This window comes from Cohaesibacter sp. ES.047 (genome assembly GCF_900215505.1).
Taxonomy (GTDB): domain Bacteria; phylum Pseudomonadota; class Alphaproteobacteria; order Rhizobiales; family Cohaesibacteraceae; genus Cohaesibacter.
Genome location: NZ_LT907844.1, coordinates 4,938,823 through 4,956,196 on the forward strand (window position 1 = coordinate 4,938,823; position 17,374 = coordinate 4,956,196).

The 17,374-nt window shown below is 57.5% G+C and carries 16 protein-coding genes; 6 read left to right on the forward strand and 10 right to left on the reverse strand.

Annotated elements, in window-relative coordinates:
• Positions 1 to 40: 40 nt before the first annotated feature.
• From CPH65_RS22940 to CPH65_RS22965, 6 genes are all read right to left on the reverse strand, one after another.
• The gene (locus tag CPH65_RS22940) at positions 41 to 880 is read right to left on the reverse strand and encodes an N-acetylneuraminate synthase family protein (RefSeq protein ID WP_096176015.1); all 840 of its coding nucleotides are present in this window, start codon (positions 878 to 880) and stop codon (positions 41 to 43) included.
• Positions 858 to 1,403, reverse strand: coding sequence for an HAD family hydrolase (locus CPH65_RS22945; protein ID WP_096176016.1), 546 nt, complete (start codon positions 1,401 to 1,403; stop codon positions 858 to 860). The genes CPH65_RS22940 and CPH65_RS22945 overlap by 23 nt, the downstream gene beginning before the upstream one ends.
• A gap of 4 nt (positions 1,404 to 1,407) precedes the next feature.
• Positions 1,408 to 2,031 carry an SIS domain-containing protein gene (locus CPH65_RS22950; RefSeq protein ID WP_096176017.1) on the reverse strand — a complete coding sequence of 208 codons (624 nt, stop codon included), beginning with the start codon at positions 2,029 to 2,031 and terminating at the stop codon, positions 1,408 to 1,410.
• 148 nt (positions 2,032 to 2,179) lie between these two features.
• Positions 2,180 to 3,682 (reverse strand): flagellin, encoded by a 1,503-nt coding sequence (locus CPH65_RS22955; protein WP_096176018.1) that lies wholly within the window; start codon positions 3,680 to 3,682, stop codon positions 2,180 to 2,182.
• A gap of 17 nt (positions 3,683 to 3,699) precedes the next feature.
• A complete protein-coding gene (gene flgK / locus CPH65_RS22960) occupies positions 3,700 to 5,556 on the reverse strand; it encodes a flagellar hook-associated protein FlgK (protein ID WP_096176019.1) in 1,857 nt (618 codons plus the stop codon).
• Positions 5,557 to 5,627: 71 nt separating this feature from the next.
• Entirely contained in the window at positions 5,628 to 6,980 is a 1,353-nt protein-coding gene (locus CPH65_RS22965) for a flagellar hook protein FlgE (RefSeq protein WP_096176020.1), read from the reverse strand.
• Between the two features lie 341 nt (positions 6,981 to 7,321).
• On the opposite strand from CPH65_RS22965, the gene CPH65_RS22970 reads away from it, so the two are divergent.
• The gene (locus CPH65_RS22970) at positions 7,322 to 8,164 is read left to right on the forward strand and encodes a MoxR family ATPase (protein WP_096176021.1); all 843 of its coding nucleotides are present in this window, start codon (positions 7,322 to 7,324) and stop codon (positions 8,162 to 8,164) included.
• Between the two features lie 17 nt (positions 8,165 to 8,181).
• Here CPH65_RS22970 and CPH65_RS22975 read toward each other — a convergent pair whose 3' ends face one another.
• Positions 8,182 to 9,483: an FAD-binding oxidoreductase gene (locus CPH65_RS22975; protein ID WP_096176022.1), complete on the reverse strand. Its 1,302-nt coding sequence runs from the start codon at positions 9,481 to 9,483 to the stop codon at positions 8,182 to 8,184.
• Between the two features lie 203 nt (positions 9,484 to 9,686).
• Here CPH65_RS22975 and CPH65_RS22980 point away from each other — a divergent pair, with 203 nt between their 5' ends.
• The 5 genes from CPH65_RS22980 to CPH65_RS23000 all read left to right on the forward strand — a co-directional run bounded on the left by CPH65_RS22980 (position 9,687) and on the right by CPH65_RS23000 (position 15,675).
• Complete coding sequence (locus CPH65_RS22980) at positions 9,687 to 10,256, forward strand: histidine phosphatase family protein (protein WP_157747867.1); 570 nt, start codon at positions 9,687 to 9,689, stop codon at positions 10,254 to 10,256.
• A 116-nt stretch (positions 10,257 to 10,372) separates the two neighbouring features.
• A complete protein-coding gene (locus CPH65_RS22985) occupies positions 10,373 to 11,917 on the forward strand; it encodes a YcjX family protein (protein WP_096176024.1) in 1,545 nt (514 codons plus the stop codon).
• Positions 11,914 to 13,017: a YcjF family protein gene (locus CPH65_RS22990; protein WP_096176025.1), complete on the forward strand. Its 1,104-nt coding sequence runs from the start codon at positions 11,914 to 11,916 to the stop codon at positions 13,015 to 13,017. The genes CPH65_RS22985 and CPH65_RS22990 overlap by 4 nt, the downstream gene beginning before the upstream one ends.
• 140 nt (positions 13,018 to 13,157) lie before the next feature.
• Entirely contained in the window at positions 13,158 to 14,336 is a 1,179-nt protein-coding gene (locus CPH65_RS22995) for a VWA domain-containing protein (protein WP_096176026.1), read from the forward strand.
• Between the two features lie 130 nt (positions 14,337 to 14,466).
• Positions 14,467 to 15,675 (forward strand): MFS transporter, encoded by a 1,209-nt coding sequence (locus tag CPH65_RS23000; protein ID WP_197703910.1) that lies wholly within the window; start codon positions 14,467 to 14,469, stop codon positions 15,673 to 15,675.
• On the opposite strand, the gene CPH65_RS23005 is transcribed toward CPH65_RS23000, so the two are convergent.
• The 3 genes from CPH65_RS23005 to CPH65_RS23015 all read right to left on the reverse strand — a co-directional run bounded on the left by CPH65_RS23005 (position 15,676) and on the right by CPH65_RS23015 (position 17,202).
• Positions 15,676 to 16,323, reverse strand: a complete 648-nt coding sequence (locus CPH65_RS23005; RefSeq protein WP_096176027.1) for a class I SAM-dependent methyltransferase — start codon at positions 16,321 to 16,323, stop codon at positions 15,676 to 15,678.
• Between the two features lie 101 nt (positions 16,324 to 16,424).
• A complete protein-coding gene (locus tag CPH65_RS23010; protein WP_096176028.1) occupies positions 16,425 to 16,745 on the reverse strand; it encodes a 2Fe-2S iron-sulfur cluster-binding protein in 321 nt (106 codons plus the stop codon).
• Between the two features lie 118 nt (positions 16,746 to 16,863).
• Positions 16,864 to 17,202 carry an Hpt domain-containing protein gene (locus CPH65_RS23015; protein ID WP_096176029.1) on the reverse strand — a complete coding sequence of 113 codons (339 nt, stop codon included), beginning with the start codon at positions 17,200 to 17,202 and terminating at the stop codon, positions 16,864 to 16,866.
• Positions 17,203 to 17,374 lie beyond the last annotated feature (172 nt).

A 17,374-nucleotide genomic window follows, 5' to 3' on the forward strand; every position in this document is an offset into this window, starting at 1 on the left:
GAATCATGGCTCTGAACAACAAGGCTCTGAACAACAAGGCTCAGTCCGCTACATCAACACGCAGCTTGTCACGAATGGCCATCTCCGCTTCGGAAACGTGCTTTTCACCGGACCCCAACATGGATTGCACAGCCCGGACACTGTTGACGAAACTGACAAGGGCGCGCGCCTCGATGGACGCAGCCTGATCCGACCCATACATGGCACGATCAAGCGTGATGTGGCGCTCAAGCGAGGTGGCCCCCAGAACGACTGCAGCAACACAGACCTTGACCAGCGAAGTTTCATGGCCGGAATAACCAACCGGACAGCTATAACGTTCGCGTAGCATCGGAATGCAGCGCAGGTTTGCGGCCTCTTCTTTCATTGGATAGGTGCTGTTGCAATGCATCAGCTCTAACGGACAATCGGCAGCCTTGAACATCCCAACCACTTCGTCGATCTCCTCGAGCGTCGCCATGCCCGTCGAAATAAAGGTCTTGCGTTTTTCCGACGCGATTGCCTTCAGCAGCGGCTTGTGGCCGAGCATGGCCGAGGCGACCTTGTTGAAGGGGAGATCGAACTGCCGCAGAAACTGCTGTGCCTTCACATCCCATGCCGACGCACTCCAGACGATCCCCTTTGCCTTGCAATAGGCATCGATTTCCGCATAGTCCTCGGCGGTGAACTCCAGCCCCATTTTCTGCTCGCGCTGGGTCGTGCCCCAGGGGCTTTCGCGTGGGCTATCCAGATAGTCCTTGGTGTAGACATCCTCCACCGTGCGCTTTTGAAACTTGACCGCATCGAACCCCGCCGCAGCGGCAGCGTCAATGAGCTGTTTCGCAATATCCATATCGCCGTTGTGATTGATGCCGATTTCAGCAATGAGATACAAGCTCATCCAATTTCTCCTCTGACAGGTTATCGATCCCGAGCAGGCGCTCGATGGTGGCTCGAACAAACCCATTGCCACCCTGTTGCGGCAAGACATGATGCGCCACCCTGATGACGCGCGGATGGGCATCGCTGGGCGCTATGGCGCAGCCTGCCCGTCGCATGACCGGGAGGTCATTTAGATCGTTCCCCAGATACACAAGCCCCTCAAAGGGGGACGTCGCATCCGGCATCCGATCGGCAAAATAGCCTTCAAGAAATGAAAGCTTATCGCCGATCGATTGTTTGCATTCGATTTTCAGCTTCCGGCACCGGGCTTGCACCACCGGATTGCTCTCCTTGGACAAAACGAAAAGCTCCGCGTTCAACCATCCGGCCGCGATGAAGGCCCGGACGAGATCGAACGCCAGCCCGTCACCCCGGTCGCAGCGAACCGTCTCCCGCCCCTCCTGATCGACAGAAACCTTGTTGTCCGTGAACACCCCATCGAAATCGAAAACGATGGTGTGGACCGCTTTAAGGGAGGGCATGGGTTCACTCGACAAGGTCAAGATCCGTTTCCACCAGTTCGCACAACAGATGGCCCACAAAAATATGCGCCTCCTGAATCCGCGCCGTCACGGGGTCGTCGATGATGAGCGAGATATCGGCCTGATCACGCATCTGCCCGCCACACTTGCCCAGAAGCGTCATAGTGCGCAGCCCGGCCTCACGGGCCGCACAGATGCCATTGATTACATTGTCGCTATTGCCCGACGTCGACAGCCCGACGGCAACATCACCCGGCCTGCCAAGAGCCTCAATCTGACGCGAAAAGATCTGATCGAAGCCGAAGTCATTGCCCACGCTCGTCAGGATAGAGGTGTCGGTGGTCAAAGCCACCGAGCGCAAGGCACGCCGATCCGAGACAAACCGTCCGACGAATTCCGCCGCCAGATGCTGGCTGTCCGAAGCACTGCCCCCATTGCCGAACCAGAAGATGCAATGGCCGTTTTTCAGACAATGGGTGAGAACCTTGGCCATGCGCACGATCGTCTCACGATGCGCGCTCGCAATATTTTCGATGACCGCCTGATGCTCGGACACGCGGCGTTCAATCAATGCCCCGAAGTCATTGTCCGGCGTCTCAACCCACTTTTTGGCAATTTGAGCTCTCATCACGAAACAGCTTTCATAAGTCTGGGTGGATTGTCTTGAACGGCCACGCCAGAACACAGTGGGGCCTTGGTTTGGTGACACGTCCCGGACCCTGCCCACCGGATCCGGAAACACCCAATTCGCACAGCAGACTTTACATACCCCGCCATCAGATGAAGTTCGTCAACGTGAGCTGATACATCATGGAGGCCGCCTGATAGGACGCCTCGATGGTGTTTTTCAGCGTCATGATCTTGGCCGCCACCTCATCATCATTGACCCCGACGATGCCGTCAGATGCCGTCTGCAGCACGCTGTTTTTCGTGATGTGCCGCGCATCGGCGTCAGACATCATCTTGTGCGCAACGGCAATCTCCGTCTGGATCGTCTTGACCACATCATCCTGCTGAACACTCGAAAGCTTGGTCGAGATAGAATCTGCAAAGACAGTATAGCGGTTTTTGTCCAGAGGACTGTCTTGATCATAAGTCGGTATTGAAAAGGCCGAAATATAGGCCAGTTGACGCGCCAGGCTGTCCTCATTGGCGCGAGCGCCATAAGAGACCTGAAGGTTGTTATCGATAAGCACCTTCGCGGTGTCGCGCGAGTCATTGGCGTTGTTGTCGCCAACATACCAGTTGACCGTCGGCTTACCAGCGGCTGTGGCCGTATCCAGCGTTGTTGCCGTTGCCGGATCAGGGCCTACAACCCGCTTGGGTTCTCCATTGCCTGATGTGAGGAAGAAATCGAGAGACGCCTGAATGCGCGACGCGGCCTCGCCCTCGACCTGAACACTTTCTTCGATCTTGTGCGCCAGCAGGGTTTCGATTTCGGTCGCAATCGAGCTCGGCGTGCCATTGATCGAGAAGGTGCCCTCATTGGGATCGCCAGTGCCATTGACCCCCGTCAGCCGCATGACTTCCGAGGACCCATCCGGCAAGGAGAGGGTAAAGCTGAGAACCTCGCCTTGCGACGGCGCCCCGGTCAGGGCCACGTCAACACTTGGCGGAACGCCCGCCGGTCCCGTGACCGTCGCATTGCTTAATGTGCTTGTCACCGCATCGATCTTATAGCCAAAATCCGTCGCTTCTTCCGAAAGCGTCACCGTCGAGCCGACAGTCGAGAGGGCAAGTCGCCCCCGTCCGTCCGCGCCAGCATCGGCAAGAATGCGCTCGTCGGTAACGGCAACCAAGCCTTCTTGGCCTGAGATCCCGTAGAGAATTTCATCAAAATTCACCGTGGGCTGGGTCTCTGACGTGGTGCCGGAAAAGACGAAGTTGCCCGCAACTTCCGAATCGAGCAGCCCGAGCATCTCGCGCGCATAGGTCTCCGAGATTGCCTGTCCGACAGACCGGTTCTCGGACGTCATGCTGAATTCCGTGGCAGTAGCCGAACCACTGACATCGGAGCCGATTTCCACGAAGCGCTCCATCGCGACATTCATCACGGAAATCTGCAACTGGGCCTGCTCGATAGACGAACGATAACCCGAGATCGAGCTGATCTGGGCACGGAGATCCAGCGACTGGCTGACCACGGAGCCAAGGCCACTGTAATTCTGCGATCGCTTGCCGGTCGCCAGCTGGATCGATAGATCCTCGAGGTTGTCTCTGTTGCTGGACAACACATTCATCAGGATCGTTGACGAATATCCATTAAGTGCGTTGATCATGTGTTACGTTCTCCAGCTTAAATCCGCAGCAAGGCGTCCATCATTTCCTTGACGGCCGTCATGACGCGAGCATTGGCCGAATAGGCCGTTTGCAATTCGAGCAAATTGGCAAGCTCGGTATCGACATCCACCTTGGCCCCGTCCTCGAAACGTGCTTGAACATTGTTCATCACGATTTCCTGACCGGAATGGCGGGTCTGGGCAGCGCTTGCCTGTTCTGCCTGATAGGTTATGAATTGCCGTGCATATTCATCCACGGTCATCGTAATCGGCGCGCCACCCGTCTGATATCCAAACGTCATCGCCTCGTCGGTCATGGCGTTGTAGAGCGCTTCGGGGCGGGTCTGATCTGCCTCCCCGATGCCGCTGCCATATTTGACGAGCAGCGATTGATCGATAATCAGGTCAGGGTTCACAGAGATGCGTCCGGCAAAGCCGGTCTGCTGCCGCTGTCCATCAACACTGCCAGTATAAAGCCCCGGCCCTTCTCCACCATCAACAAAGAACGGTAGCGCATCGGCCCGGTCCTGCAAGCCCGTTGCCGTAACGCTTGCATCCAGAGCCAGAACATTGACCGTATTGGCGGCGCCATCATCAAGGATTTGAAGACTATTGCCCGACGGGTTACTGGCGGTGAAGGCACCGCCCAGCGCGGTCTGGATCTGCGCAGCAACGCTCGCCATACCGCCCGAGAAATCAATCCCGTAAACCGTATCGTCGTTGCGCGCCGTGACATCATCGCCAAGGGGCAAGGAGGTTGCGGAATCCACCCGCACGAATGTCACAACATGCGTTTGACCCGTCCCGACATCCTCATAGGATAGCGTAATCTCGTCGCCCGACTGCATGGCTCCGAGGTCGACGTCAAACCCGGCTTGCAACCCGGATGTTGCCGCCGTCCCCTCAACATCATATTTGCTGAAGGCATCCGCCATTCCGTCGGCGAGATTGTCGAGCTGGTTTTGCGCTTCGACCAGCAGATCATCGCGCAGTTCGAGCAAAGCGCCGATTTCGCCACTGGTGAAATCACTCGACTTGGTCACGTCATAAAGCGCACCGGTGTTGCTCTTGAGATAGATCGAACCCAACTCACTAATAGCCGGATCGCTGTCCCATTCGGTCTGCGGTGCAACCGCGCCGTTGGCGGTGAACTCAAACTCCGCAGCCGCCTGATCATAAACTGTCAGGCCATTGCCAAGCGAGATACTGACCGAATTGTCCTTGCCGTGCTGGACCCGAACGGGAACCAGCTCCGCCATCCGGGTGATCAACTGGTCGCGCTGATCCATCAGGCCTGCCGGATTATCGCCCTCCTGCGTGAAGGTCTGGATCTGTTTGTCCAGCGTCTGGATATCCGTGAGGTAGCTGTTGAGCTGATCGATGGCATCACTGATCCCCATCTCCGCATTTTGCCGGAGCTCCTGCAGGGTCTGCGATGCTTCATTCATGCGCTGGGTGAGAACGTTGGCGCTGTTGAGGACTTCAAGCCGCGAGGAGGCATCATCAGGCGTGGTCTGCAAGGCCTGCAACGATCCGGCAAAATCATTCACCAGAGAATCGAGTGCATTGCCATCGCCCGGCGTTCCAAACACCGCATCGACCTGCTGCAGGAAATTGTTGATCGTCCCAGTATAGTTTGTCGCTGCAGTTTCCGTCCAATACTGCTTTTGCGCCACCAAATCCAAAGACCGGCGCACATCGGTGTTGAGCACACTCGTGACGTCACCGTTGAGGACAATCTCCTCACGGTTGACCACCTTGCGTGTATAGCCCACCGTATTGGCATTGGTGACGTTGGACGCAACAATCTCAAGCTCGCGGTTTGTGGTTCGCAAACCCGATTGCGCAATCGACAATGCAGTTTTAAGCGCCATGAGATCCCCTTCGGATCACCCCACCCGCCACCAAAGACCAAGGAGGCGGGAAGGAGAATTGTTCAGCGATCCTAACGGATCACCTGCATGACCTCGGACAACATGTCCCGTGCGGTCGTCAGCACACGCGTGTTGGCCGAATAGGCCTGCTGCGATATGATCATTTTCGAGAATTCTTCGGCTATATCCACGTTGGCCGCTTCCAGCGAGGAACCGCGAATGGAACCGGTTGCCCCAAGAATGGCCTCACCGGAATCCTCGGTCGCCCGGAAGGCACCGCCACTTTCGCGCGCCAGATAGTTGTCACCATCGAAAGACGCAACAATGATCTCGGCCATCGAGCTTGACTTGCCATTGGAATAGTTCGCGACAATCGCGCCCGAATTATCGATGGAAATGCTGTTCTGCTCACCGGCTGCAGCCCCATCCTGTGACAGGTTCATGTTGGCTACACCGGTCTGGGTGGCGTAGGCCGTGATGCCGTCACCACCATGATCAAGCGTGATGTTGCCAAGCGCGATACCATCCACCGTCATGCCGGTCACAGTCACCGAAGACGTCGGCGCAGTCATCCCACCGGAGGAATCGAACACATAGTCGGTCCCCACGTTGGTCCATTTGGTCGCAGTGCCGGTCGCGGTGGAATCAGATTTGTAGAACAGGTTCCAGGTGTCCGGCGCATCAGAGACCTTACCCCAACGAAGCTGCACACTGGCATTCTCGCCGTTGGCCACATAGGTCGTGATGGCACCACCCGAAATCGTCTGGGACAGGAACTGTGTCTCATCCTGCGCCTGAACAACCCCGGTGCCGGAAACGGTCGGATCGACCGTGTAACCTGTACCCGGAGTGACCAAGGAACCAGCAGTATCTGTGGTCGAAGGCACTGCAGGCAGGTTGCCTTCGTAGGTGATGGTCGTTGTCGCCTCGGCAGCCATGAAGCCTTCTTTGAAGGTTGTCGGCTTGGGCACCGAGCTTACCGGGTTTCCGGTCGCATCATCAAGTTCGATCACCGCGAGATAATACCCGGCCTCGTTGACGAAATACCCGTCTTCATCCTGCGTGAAGTCACCGCGACGGGTGTAAAGCGGGGTTCCGTCAAACACCGGCTGCCCGTCAACTTCGCCGATCTTCTCGTAGACGACGAAATAGCCATCGCCCGAAATCGACATGTGCGTTGAGGTATCGGAAGACCCGACAGGACCAGCCACCGTGTTGGTCTGCCGCGAGTTGGTCAGAACCGAACCGGAAGTCTGGGAGTTCTTGTTGGACGTATAGTTGCTGACCAGATCGACGAAGGCGGTATCGACCCTCTTGAAGCCCACCGTGGACGTGTTGGCAATGTTGCCCGAGATATTCTGCATTGCAGATGACTGCGCACTCAGGCCGGAAACTGACGTTGTAAGCGCCGAATAGAGACTCATGTTACACCCCTTTGACCGGATACAAATCTAATTACAGGTCTAAGAGCAAAAAGCGGGCCATTTTGCCTGCTAAAATTTATCTATAAATTTCAATTACTTAAAAATATTTACTCTTTGTTAAGCAGGAAAGAATGGCCACATTCCAGAAACAATCGGAAAAAATTTCCCTGTTTTGTATGTCCATGTATTTCCGCCCCTCCACAAAAATGCGGAGCATTGGCAAACAGTCCCGGGCTTGCCTTCAACCAAGTTTGCATTGCAACAGGAGATCGCCTCAATATAGTCGGTACGAGCGATCGCCCTTAAGATGGCAACGAAACAAAGCGGGAAAGAGGAACCAGATGCGATTTGAAGGCACATCCGATTATGTAGCGACCGAAGACCTGCGCATTGCGGTCAACGCTGCGGTGACTCTGGAACGTCCTCTGCTCGTCAAAGGAGAGCCGGGAACGGGCAAGACCGTGCTGGCCAAGGAGATAGCAACCGCCCTCGGCGCGCCTCTGATCGAATGGAGCATCAAGTCGACCACCAAGGCCCAACAAGGGCTTTACGAATATGATGCCGTGTCCCGCCTCAGAGACAGCCAACTGGGGGACGAGCGCGTCAGGGACATAGCCAACTATATTCGTCGCGGCAAAATCTGGGAAGCCTTTGCCTCCGAGACGCGCCCCGTCCTGCTGATCGACGAGATCGACAAAGCCGACATCGAGTTTCCCAACGACTTGCTGCAGGAACTCGACCGCATGGAATTCCACGTCTATGAAACCGGCGAGATGGTCAAGGCGCGGCAGCGACCGATCATCCTGATCACCTCCAACAATGAAAAGGAGCTGCCCGACGCCTTTTTGCGCCGCTGCTTCTTCCATTACATCCAGTTTCCCGATGAAGAGACGATGCGCGCCATCGTCGAGGTGCATTATCCGGGCATCAAGCAGCGACTGCTCAATCAGGCCCTTGGCATCTTTTTCGCCGTACGCGAGGTGGCAGGCCTTAAGAAGAAACCCTCAACCTCGGAACTTCTCGACTGGATCAAGCTGTTGCTCAATGAAGATATCGATCTTGAAACCCTGCGCGAGGCCGATCCCACCAAGGTGATTCCGCCACTACATGGCGCACTTCTAAAGAACGAGCAGGATGTCCACCTGTTCCAGCGCCTTGCCTTCATGGCACGCGGCCAGCGCTGACGCACGCCCCTCAAAGCTCACGGGTGGTGAGAGCGCCGCTCTTCCCACCAATCCATCGCCTGAAGGCCCCAATAGACCATCTGCGTGCCGACGCGCCCGACCGGGCCGCCACCCCAGCGCGCCTTGAACGGTGCGAACAGCTTGTAGTGATCGGACACCCCGGCAATGCCTTGCGCGGCGGCCATGCCGATGCTCGCGGTCGCATTGAGTCCATGCCCACCGGTCGCGGTCGCTGCCCAGATCCCCGGCTCCAGTTCTTTGAGGATCGGCATCTTGTGCAAGCAATAGCCCATCAGGCCCGCCCACGCGTGGGTCACCTCGAAGTCCCCCAACTGCGGATAGATGCTCACAATGTCCCTTTTGAGCATTTGCGCCAGTTTGGCAGGCTCGGAGCGGCGGGTCGTCATGCGGCCACCCCACAACAGGCGTTCGCCGCCATCGACCAGCCGGTAATAGTCTCCCGCCCTTCGCGTATCCCCGATGCAGCCGCGATAGCGAATGGCGTCAGACAACCGCTCCCCCATGGGCTCGGAGGTGATGACATAGGTCGCGACCGGCAGAACCGCCCGCTCCAGTCGGGGATAAAGATCCTTCATGTAAGCGCTGCCACAAAGCAGCACAGCACCGGCCCTGACGGACCCGCCATCGTCCGTTTCGATCCGCCATGAACCGGCTTCCTTTATCAGACATCGGGCCTTGGAATGCTCGCAGATTGCCCCGCCGAGGCGTTTGATGTCCCGAGCGAGCGCCAACGCATAATTGAGCGGCTGGATATGAAAGGCCCTTGGATCGTCCATCCCTTGGAAATAGCGCCCGCTAGAGAGGACCTCGCGCACCCTCTCGGTTGGCCAATAGCTGTAACTGGTGCCAAAGCGCTCGTTGGTTTCAGTCACGCGCGCCTCAAGGCCCGCCGCATCGTCATGGCGCAAAACACGCAACCAGCCATCCTCGACAGAAACCCCGGGTGCCTTTAGCTCATCAATCGTATGGCGCACATAGTCTGTGCCTTGCCGCGAAAGGGAGAAAAGCGCCTTTGCTTGTTCCAGACCCAGCCAGTCTTCCAACTTGCCCAGCCCTTCCGCGTAGCCGTCCGAGACAAATCCGCCATTGCGGCCCGATGCGCCCCAGCCGACGCGGTTTTCCTCGATCAGGACGACATGCTTGCCCAGTTTCAGCAGCTCGCGCGCAGCGGTCAGACCAGCAAGTCCCCCGCCGATTATCGCCACCTCGCACTCCACATGATCCGCTACGGGTGGAAAGGAATCGGATTCTACCTTTGAATCCTTGTAATAGCTGTCGATATAGTCACGAACTGTCATGTTATTGTAGCCTGTCGCGCTAGAATGGCCCCACTTGCAGAATCCGGCTGAAGCGAATGGTCAGCAAGCACACCATTCACGTTATGCTTGAGGGCCGCGTCGATCCAGCCCGCCCAGAAGCAATTCGCACGGTTTTCACAGCCCGGTGCCTGAAGACGGCTGTGATACCCATTGCCGGGGATCGGAAATCAAGGAGATACACCATGCTCAGACTATTCTTGCTGCGCCACGCCAAATCCTCCTGGTCGGATCCATCGCTGCACGACTTTGACCGCCCTTTGAACAAGCGCGGCCTCAGCGACGCACCGAAAGTGGCCTCAGTGATGCGCGAGCGGGGATATCATCCCGACCGGATCCTGTGCTCGTCGGCCCAACGCACCAAGGAGACCTTGGCCGGCTTCATTCCCGCCCTTACGGGCGAGGTGAGCCTTCATCTCATGGATGCGCTCTATGAGGCCAACGCCCCTGACTATCTCGCCCAGATCAAGTCAAATGCCAAGAATGCCAGACAGCTGCTATTGGTGGGCCACAACACCGGCCTGCAGGAGACCGCGTTGCGGCTCATCGGTTCGGGCGACAAAAAGATGATCGCCTCAATGGAGAAAAAATACCCCACCGCGGCGCTTGCCGTGATCGATTTCCCCTGTCAGCAATGGGACGATATAGAACCGGGCAGCGGTCAACTGGTCGACTTCATCCGGCCGCGCGACATCCCCACCGATCTTGAGGATCTCATCGTCGAAAACCCGGCCCCGACCTTCTTTCGGCGCTGAACCTCCCCCGCTCCAGCTCAATTGCTGTTTGAATTCTCGTCCGGACCTGCCTACATGCTTAGGCAGGCCATGCGTCCAATCGCAAACGGGCCGGGTGAAGCAGAAAGCGGCAAGGAATGAACATTTTCGAAGAGGTAAGAATCGCTGCAGCCAATCTTGGCGACTTCGCAAGCGACATGACCGAACCATCGGTGCGCCTTGGCGTGACGGGGCTGGCCCGGTCCGGCAAGACCATTTTCATCTCGTCCAGCCTTCACAACATCATTCATGGTGGACGTCTGCCCCGCTTCGACGCCCATGCGACAGGCCGCATCGGCAACTCGGAAATCGCACCGCAGCCAGACACCATGATCCCGCGCTTCCGCTATGAGGATCACGTTGCCGACCTGACCAATGAGCGCGTCTGGCCGTCCTCCACCAGCCGCACCAGTCAGGTCCGCCTGTCGATGCGTTACCAGTCCCGGGACAGCCTCAAGCGGACCTTCCGCTCGGATCGACTGGCGATTGATATCGTCGACTATCCCGGCGAATGGCTGCTCGACCTGACCATGATGGAACAGGACTATCGCAGCTGGTCACGCCGCAGTTTCGAGCAGGCAAACCGCCCCCTCTATCGCCCCTATGCGGAGGCATGGCTGGCGTTCACCGACAGCCTCGAAACGCTCCTCGATAATCCTCAAGAGGGCGACGAGCCAACCATCGAGCCCATCGCCCGAAAAACAGCTAGCAACTTTACCGGGTATTTGACAAAGGCCAAAAAGGCACGCGGTGCCTATGCGCTTCTCACCCCCGGACGCTTCCTCATGCCCGGCGATCTGGAAGACAGCCCCGCCCTCTCCTTTGCCCCCCTTCCCGACCGTTTTTACAGCAAGGACCGCACGAGCCTATGGGCCCGTATGGAGCGTCTATTCGAGGCCTACAAGCACTCCATCGTGCTGCCATTCTATCGCGATCACTTCGCCCGGCTGGATCGGCAGATTGTTCTGATTGATCTACTGGCCGCGCTCAATGAAGGCCCCGAGACACTGGCCGAGCTGGAGGAAACCATCACCGAGATCCTTCGCGCCTTCCGTCCCGGATCCCGTTTCTGGCTGCGCAATCTGATCTCGCGGCGCATCGACAAAATCCTCTTCGCCGCTACCAAGGCGGACCACCTGCACCACACCTCCCACGACCGGCTCGAAGCCATTCTGGCGCGTCTCGTTGAACGTGCGGCGCAAAGGCTCGAAAGCTCCGGTGCCGACTATGAGACCATGGCCATCGCGGCGATCAGGGCAACACGGGAAGCCACACTTAATGTGGAAGGTGAGGAATTGCCATCCCTCGTCGGCATCCCTATGGCAGGTGAATCTCTGGGTGAAGATGAATTTGACGGCGTGTCCGAATTCGCATTATTTCCCGGTGACTTACCCAAGATAGCTGAATCAGTTTTCAAACCAGTTGAATCACTTTCTAGCCCCGACATTGAATCAGAAGGTGAAGAACAAAGCCCCGAAGCTGAATCAGCATCTCAAGCGCCCGTCCATTTTGAGGACCCCTTGTGCTTCGTGCGGTTCCGCCCGCCCGAACTTGAGCGCAGCGCCGATGGCACGGCCCTGTCGCTGCCGCAAATCCGCCTTGACCGCGCCCTTCAATATCTGCTCGGAGACATCCTGAAATGACCAAAGACCGACCCAAGCAGGAAGCCTCCAGCAATCCGCGCAACCGCTCCCCCAGAGCGGTACGCCTTGACCGCGGTGCCTATGGTGACGATGTTGCCCAGCCAACACCGGCGACCGGTGCGACCCTCTCGATCAGTACCGACTACGGCGATGAGGGTGGCGACTATTTCGATCAGATCAACGAGCCCGCCGAACCCATCTACCACCCCGTGAAGAAAAGAGGCTGGACTGTCGGCGCCCTGTTCTGGAGCGCCCTCAGCGGCGTCTTCATGTTGGCATTGGGGCTCTGGCTCGACAATCTCGTGCGATCCCTTTTTGCCCGTTGGGACTATCTGGGCTGGGTCGGACTGGGCCTCGTCGCCATCGCGATCATGGCGCTTTTCGTCTTCATCGGGCGCGAGCTCCTGGCCCTCAGACGGCTATCTCGCCTTGACCACCTTCGCGACAAGGTTGCATCTCTTTATGAGAAAGGCGACCGCAAGGAAGCCACCCGTGTGGCGCGTGATCTGCTCGATCTCTATGCGGAACAGCCCTCCCTCTTCCGCGCTCGTCAGGCCCTCAAACAGGACCTGCCGCACCTGTTCGATCCAGAGGATATTCTGGCCCAGACAGAGCAAACCTTGATGCCGCCCATTGACCAGTTGGCAACCCACCGCGTGCATCAGGCGGCAAAGCGCGTCGCGGTCGTCACGGCTCTGAGCCCCCGCGCCCTGTTCGACATTGTTGTCGTTCTAATCGAGACCGTACGCATGATCAGGGCCATTGCCGAAGCCTACGGCAACCGCCCCGGCTTTGTCTCCATGCTGCGACTGACCGGCCATATCGCTGGGCACCTTGCCGTTACCGGCGGCATGGCGGCAGGCGAAACCCTGTTCCAGCAAATCATCGGGCACGGCCTTGCGGCCCGCCTCTCGGCCAAACTCGGAGAGGGCGTGCTCAATGGCATCCTGACCGCCCGCATCGGCCTTGCCACCATCGCGCTTTGCCGCCCGATGCCCTTCACCACCGAGGCCCAGCCCCGGCTCGGTGCGGTGATCCGAACGCTCCGCGCTCAAACCGATGAGATGGAAGGCAAAACCGACCAGCCTGAAAAGGACTAGGGACAACACCCCACGAGGTGCAAACACAGCGCAGGCAATCCGGCCGGTGACCGGACCGCCCCTTCCCATGGACGACTTGACCCCACTCCCTCGCCTATCCTTTATTGATACAGAGAACCATCAAGCAAGGGGCGACCGTCATGTTCATTCACTTCTTTGCCGAGTTGCGCGCCGCACGCGTGCCGGTTTCCTTGCGCGAATATCTCATGCTCATGGAAGCCCTCGACGCTGACCTTTCCGACAAGCGGGTGGAAGACTTCTACTACCTGTCCCGCGCAGCGCTGGTGAAGGACGAGAGCAACCTCGACAAATTCGATCAGGTCTTCGGCACGGTCTTCAAAGGTCTCGACAGCCTCGCTGATGCCGTTGAGGAAGCCCCCATTCCCGAGGAGTGGTTGAAAAAGCTGGCGGAGAAATTCCTCACCGAAGACGAGAAAAAGCAAATCGAGAGCCTTGGCGGCTTCGAGGCCCTGATGGAAACACTCAAACAGCGCCTTGAGGAACAGAAAGACCGCCATCAGGGCGGCAACAAATGGATCGGCACCGCTGGCACCTCTCCGTTCGGGGCTTATGGCTACAATCCCGAGGGCGTCCGTATCGGCCAGCACGAGAGCCGCCACAGACGCGCCGTCAAGGTCTGGGACAAACGCAATTTTCGTGATCTGGACGGAGACAGGGAACTGGGCACCCGCAACATCAAGATCGCCCTTCGCCGCCTGCGCCAGTTCGCTCGCACGGGCAGCGCTGATGAGCTTGACCTGTCCGGCACCATTCGCAACACGGCTCACAAAGGCTATCTCGACATCAAGATGCGCCCGGAACGACACAATGCAGTCAAGCTGCTTCTGTTCTTCGACATCGGCGGCTCCATGGATGATCATATCCGCATTTGCGAAGAGCTTTTCTCTGCCGTGCGGACCGAGTTCAAGCATCTGGAGCATTTCTACTTCCACAATTGCCTGTATGAATATGCTTGGAAGACCAACAGCCGCCGCTTCTCCGAACGCCTGTCAACGCAGGATCTGCTCAACCGTTTCGGTCCGGACTACAAGGTCGTTTTTGTTGGCGACGCCTCCATGTCACCTTATGAGATTTCCCACCCGGGAGGGTCGGTTGAGCACTGGAACGAGGAACCCGGCCACGTTTGGCTAAACCGCGTGCGCGACACCTACGACCATATTGTCTGGCTCAACCCAACACCGCAGTCTCACTGGCGGTTCTCCCATTCCACCACTATGATCAACGATCTGATGGAAGGTAAAATGTTCCCGCTCACGCTGGAGGGCATCGACGGAGCCATGAGAGCCCTGATGCGCTAATCGGTATCAATGCCCATCCGGTCATGACCGCAGCCTTGAGGCATATCTGCAAAGCGGGATTGTTTCCAAACCACCCATCGGCTATGGATAGCGTCATACTTTCCGATTTCGATTGCATGGATCTCCGCACATGTTAGCCCGTTCGACAGGCGCCAGCAGCTGGCGCACCCCATTTGTCCTGCTGATGCTCATGGCTGCGGCCAACCAGCTCGGCTTTGCCAGTTGGTGGAACCTGCTCAACAACTTCGCCGTCAACGAAGTTGGCTATACGGGTCGGGAGATCGGTATCCAGCAATCGATCCGCGAGATTCCGGGCTTTCTGGCCTTCACTGCCGTTTTCGTTCTGCTGATCATGCGCGAGCAGACATTGGCGCTGCTGGCGCTTCTGTTCCTTGGTGTCGGCGTCGGTATCACCGGGCTGTTGCCGTCGGTCTATGGGCTCTATTTCACGACGATCATCATGTCGATTGGCTTTCATTATTATGAGACGACCAATCAGTCCCTGTCTCTGCAATGGTTGCCGAAGGAAACAGCGCCAGCCCAGATGGGCCGCATCCTGTCGGTCGCCGCGATGGCCCAGCTCGTCGCCTATAGCGTCATTTTCGTCACATGGAAAAGCTTCAACCTGTCCTTCGCGCTGGTGTTTGGCATCGCCGGGGCCATGACGATCACCATGGTGACCTTTCTGGCCTTCACCTTCCCGCACTTTACGGCCCCCCACCCTCAGCGCAAGAAGCTGGTGCTGCGCTCGCGCTATTGGCTCTATTATGCGCTCACTTTCATGGGTGGTGCCCGCCGACAGATCTTCACCGTGTTTGCCGGCTTCATGATGGTCCAGCGCTTCGGCTATGAAGTAGACGAGATTTCCGCGCTCTTCATCATCAATTGCCTGTTCAACCTGGTCTGCGCACCCTACATCGGCAAGTTCATCGGTAAGTTTGGCGAACGGCGGATGTTGACCATCGAATATATCGGGCTGATCATTGTCTTTGTCAGCTACGCGCTGGTCACAAACCCTTGGATCGCAGCGGGCCTCTACGTCATCGACCATGCCTTCTTTGCCATGGCGATTGCCATGAAGACCTACTTCCAGAAAATCGCCGATCCGACAGACATCGCACCGACTGCAGGTGTGGCCTTCACCATCAACCACATTGCAGCCGTGGTCATTCCGGCCCTGTTCGGGCTGATCTGGCTGGTCAATCCTTCGGCTGTTTTCTATATCGGAGCAGCCATGGCCTTTGGGTCTCTGGTGCTCGCCCGACTGGTGCCGCGTGATCCCGTGGAAGGCAACGAATGGGTCGGTCGTCACACAGGCGCACCACAGGCCGCAGAATAGTCAGCGCACCGTGGCAACGCCCATATGGTGCGTGCCCAGAATGCGTGTGCCCAGACCCAGATCGAACACGTCATGCTGCTCGAGCGCAAATCCCGCATCACGCAGCAAGGCGCCCGTGTCCCGGTTGAGATGGCATCCCGCAGCAACCGCACGCCATGGCGGCGTCAGCCGATCCTGCCATTTTGCCACGTGGGCGGATGGAGAACGCCCATGCTCGCAAAAGAACAAACGCCCATGCGGCTTGAGAATCCGGCGCGCCTCACCGAGAGCCGCCTCGACATCGGGAATGGAACAAAGGGAATAAGTGACGACCACCGAGTCCGCGTTTTGAGATGGCAGGGACATCGCCTCGGCGCTCTCGACCAGCAACTCGGCTGACACCTCATGCCGATCTATCGCGCGCCGACCAAGCTGAGGCAAGCCGTCATCGGGATTGACGCCGATCACATGGCGCACGTTGCTGCTGTCATAGTGAGGAAGATTGAGGCCCGAGCCGAAGCCGATCTCGACCACATCCCCAAAGGCCATTGGTACGATCTTCTGCCGCTGACGCGTCACCACAGGAAGGCCGCACACCACATGAACGCCAAATGGCATCAGGCGGGCTTTGCTTCGCTCTGGCCTGCAGGTCGCACAGCTTTCCGTCATTCCGCCCCCTTAAATTCAAACTTTCGAATTTAAAAGAAATAGGCACGAAATGCCACTTCGACAAGCCCCGGATCGTCCGGGGCTGTCTTCAGAAACAACAATCAGGCCTGAAATTCTGGAATTTTGACAACCAGACCGTCCAGATCCTCGCGCATGACGATCTGGCAGGACAGACGGCTGGTCTCGTTGGCATCCTGCGCAAAATCCAGCATATCTTCTTCCATGGCCTGCGGGTCGCCCGTCTTCTCGGTCCAGGCCTCATCCACATAGACATGGCAAGTGGCGCAGGAACAGGCACCGCCGCATTCAGCCTCAATGCCCGGAACGCCATTCTTCACGGCAGCTTCCATCACGGACATGCCTGCGGGGGCATCCACTTCATACTTGGCTCCATCATGCGCCACATAGGTAATCTTTGCCATCTGTCTTGCTCTTCTCAATCTGGTCTGTTCGATCAATTCCCTGCTTCGCTATAAAGCAATTTGCTGTCAAGGCAAAGTTACGGATTGCACCATGTCGGTCCCAAAGTGTAATCGCGTATCACACACCCGCACCACGGGCTGCCAAAATCGTCTCGACCTCAACAACAGCCAGCCTCATCTCTTGTTTGAGAGCTTCGATCAACGCGGCGGCATCTCCCTCACACTGTTCCAGCGCTTCGGCGGCTCTTGCCACGCGCAAGGCACCGATCCCGCGGGCGGCTCCCTTGATGCTATGCGCGAAATCACGTAGATCCGAACGCCCTGCATCCAGTCCCTCGGCCTTGCCTTGTATCTGCTGGGCGAAGAGTTTGAGAACCTCAACCTGGAGGGACACATCCCCCATGGTTTGGCGATCAAGATGCGATAGATCGATCACGTCACCATCTGCTTCAGCCATCGTTTGTTCTCCCCTCAGCACCCGGCGCAGAATCGTTCCTCGTCAAAAGCCGGCTGCTTTTGTTAACCATAATCGCCGCTTTTGACCAGTGCGGGGATAGATTTCCGGACTCAATTTTGCAGTCCTGTTAAGGGCCTGCACACGTTCATGTGCTATCAGGATTCAATTATAT

What these genes read in the sequence shown, in the direction of transcription:
- CPH65_RS22975 (WP_096176022.1), bottom strand. Translation starts at nt 9,483, where the DNA reads ATGACAGTTCGTGACTATATCGACAGCTATTACAAGGATTCAAAGGTA.
- CPH65_RS22965 (WP_096176020.1), bottom strand. Translation starts at nt 6,980, where the DNA reads ATGAGTCTCTATTCGGCGCTTACAACGTCAGTTTCCGGCCTGAGTGCG.
- CPH65_RS22970 (WP_096176021.1), top strand. Translation starts at nt 7,322, where the DNA reads ATGCGATTTGAAGGCACATCCGATTATGTAGCGACCGAAGACCTGCGC.
- CPH65_RS22985 (WP_096176024.1), top strand. Translation starts at nt 10,373, where the DNA reads ATGAACATTTTCGAAGAGGTAAGAATCGCTGCAGCCAATCTTGGCGAC.
- CPH65_RS22950 (WP_096176017.1), bottom strand. Translation starts at nt 2,031, where the DNA reads ATGAGAGCTCAAATTGCCAAAAAGTGGGTTGAGACGCCGGACAATGAC.
- CPH65_RS22990 (WP_096176025.1), top strand. Translation starts at nt 11,914, where the DNA reads ATGACCAAAGACCGACCCAAGCAGGAAGCCTCCAGCAATCCGCGCAAC.
- CPH65_RS22980 (WP_157747867.1), top strand. Translation starts at nt 9,687, where the DNA reads ATGCTCAGACTATTCTTGCTGCGCCACGCCAAATCCTCCTGGTCGGAT.
- CPH65_RS22940 (WP_096176015.1), bottom strand. Translation starts at nt 880, where the DNA reads ATGAGCTTGTATCTCATTGCTGAAATCGGCATCAATCACAACGGCGAT.
- CPH65_RS22995 (WP_096176026.1), top strand. Translation starts at nt 13,158, where the DNA reads ATGTTCATTCACTTCTTTGCCGAGTTGCGCGCCGCACGCGTGCCGGTT.
- CPH65_RS23015 (WP_096176029.1), bottom strand. Translation starts at nt 17,202, where the DNA reads ATGGCTGAAGCAGATGGTGACGTGATCGATCTATCGCATCTTGATCGC.
- CPH65_RS23005 (WP_096176027.1), bottom strand. Translation starts at nt 16,323, where the DNA reads ATGACGGAAAGCTGTGCGACCTGCAGGCCAGAGCGAAGCAAAGCCCGC.
- CPH65_RS22945 (WP_096176016.1), bottom strand. Translation starts at nt 1,403, where the DNA reads ATGCCCTCCCTTAAAGCGGTCCACACCATCGTTTTCGATTTCGATGGG.
- CPH65_RS23000 (WP_197703910.1), top strand. Translation starts at nt 14,467, where the DNA reads ATGTTAGCCCGTTCGACAGGCGCCAGCAGCTGGCGCACCCCATTTGTC.
- flgK (WP_096176019.1), bottom strand. Translation starts at nt 5,556, where the DNA reads ATGGCGCTTAAAACTGCATTGTCGATTGCGCAATCGGGTTTGCGAACC.
- CPH65_RS23010 (WP_096176028.1), bottom strand. Translation starts at nt 16,745, where the DNA reads ATGGCAAAGATTACCTATGTGGCGCATGATGGAGCCAAGTATGAAGTG.
- CPH65_RS22955 (WP_096176018.1), bottom strand. Translation starts at nt 3,682, where the DNA reads ATGATCAACGCACTTAATGGATATTCGTCAACGATCCTGATGAATGTG.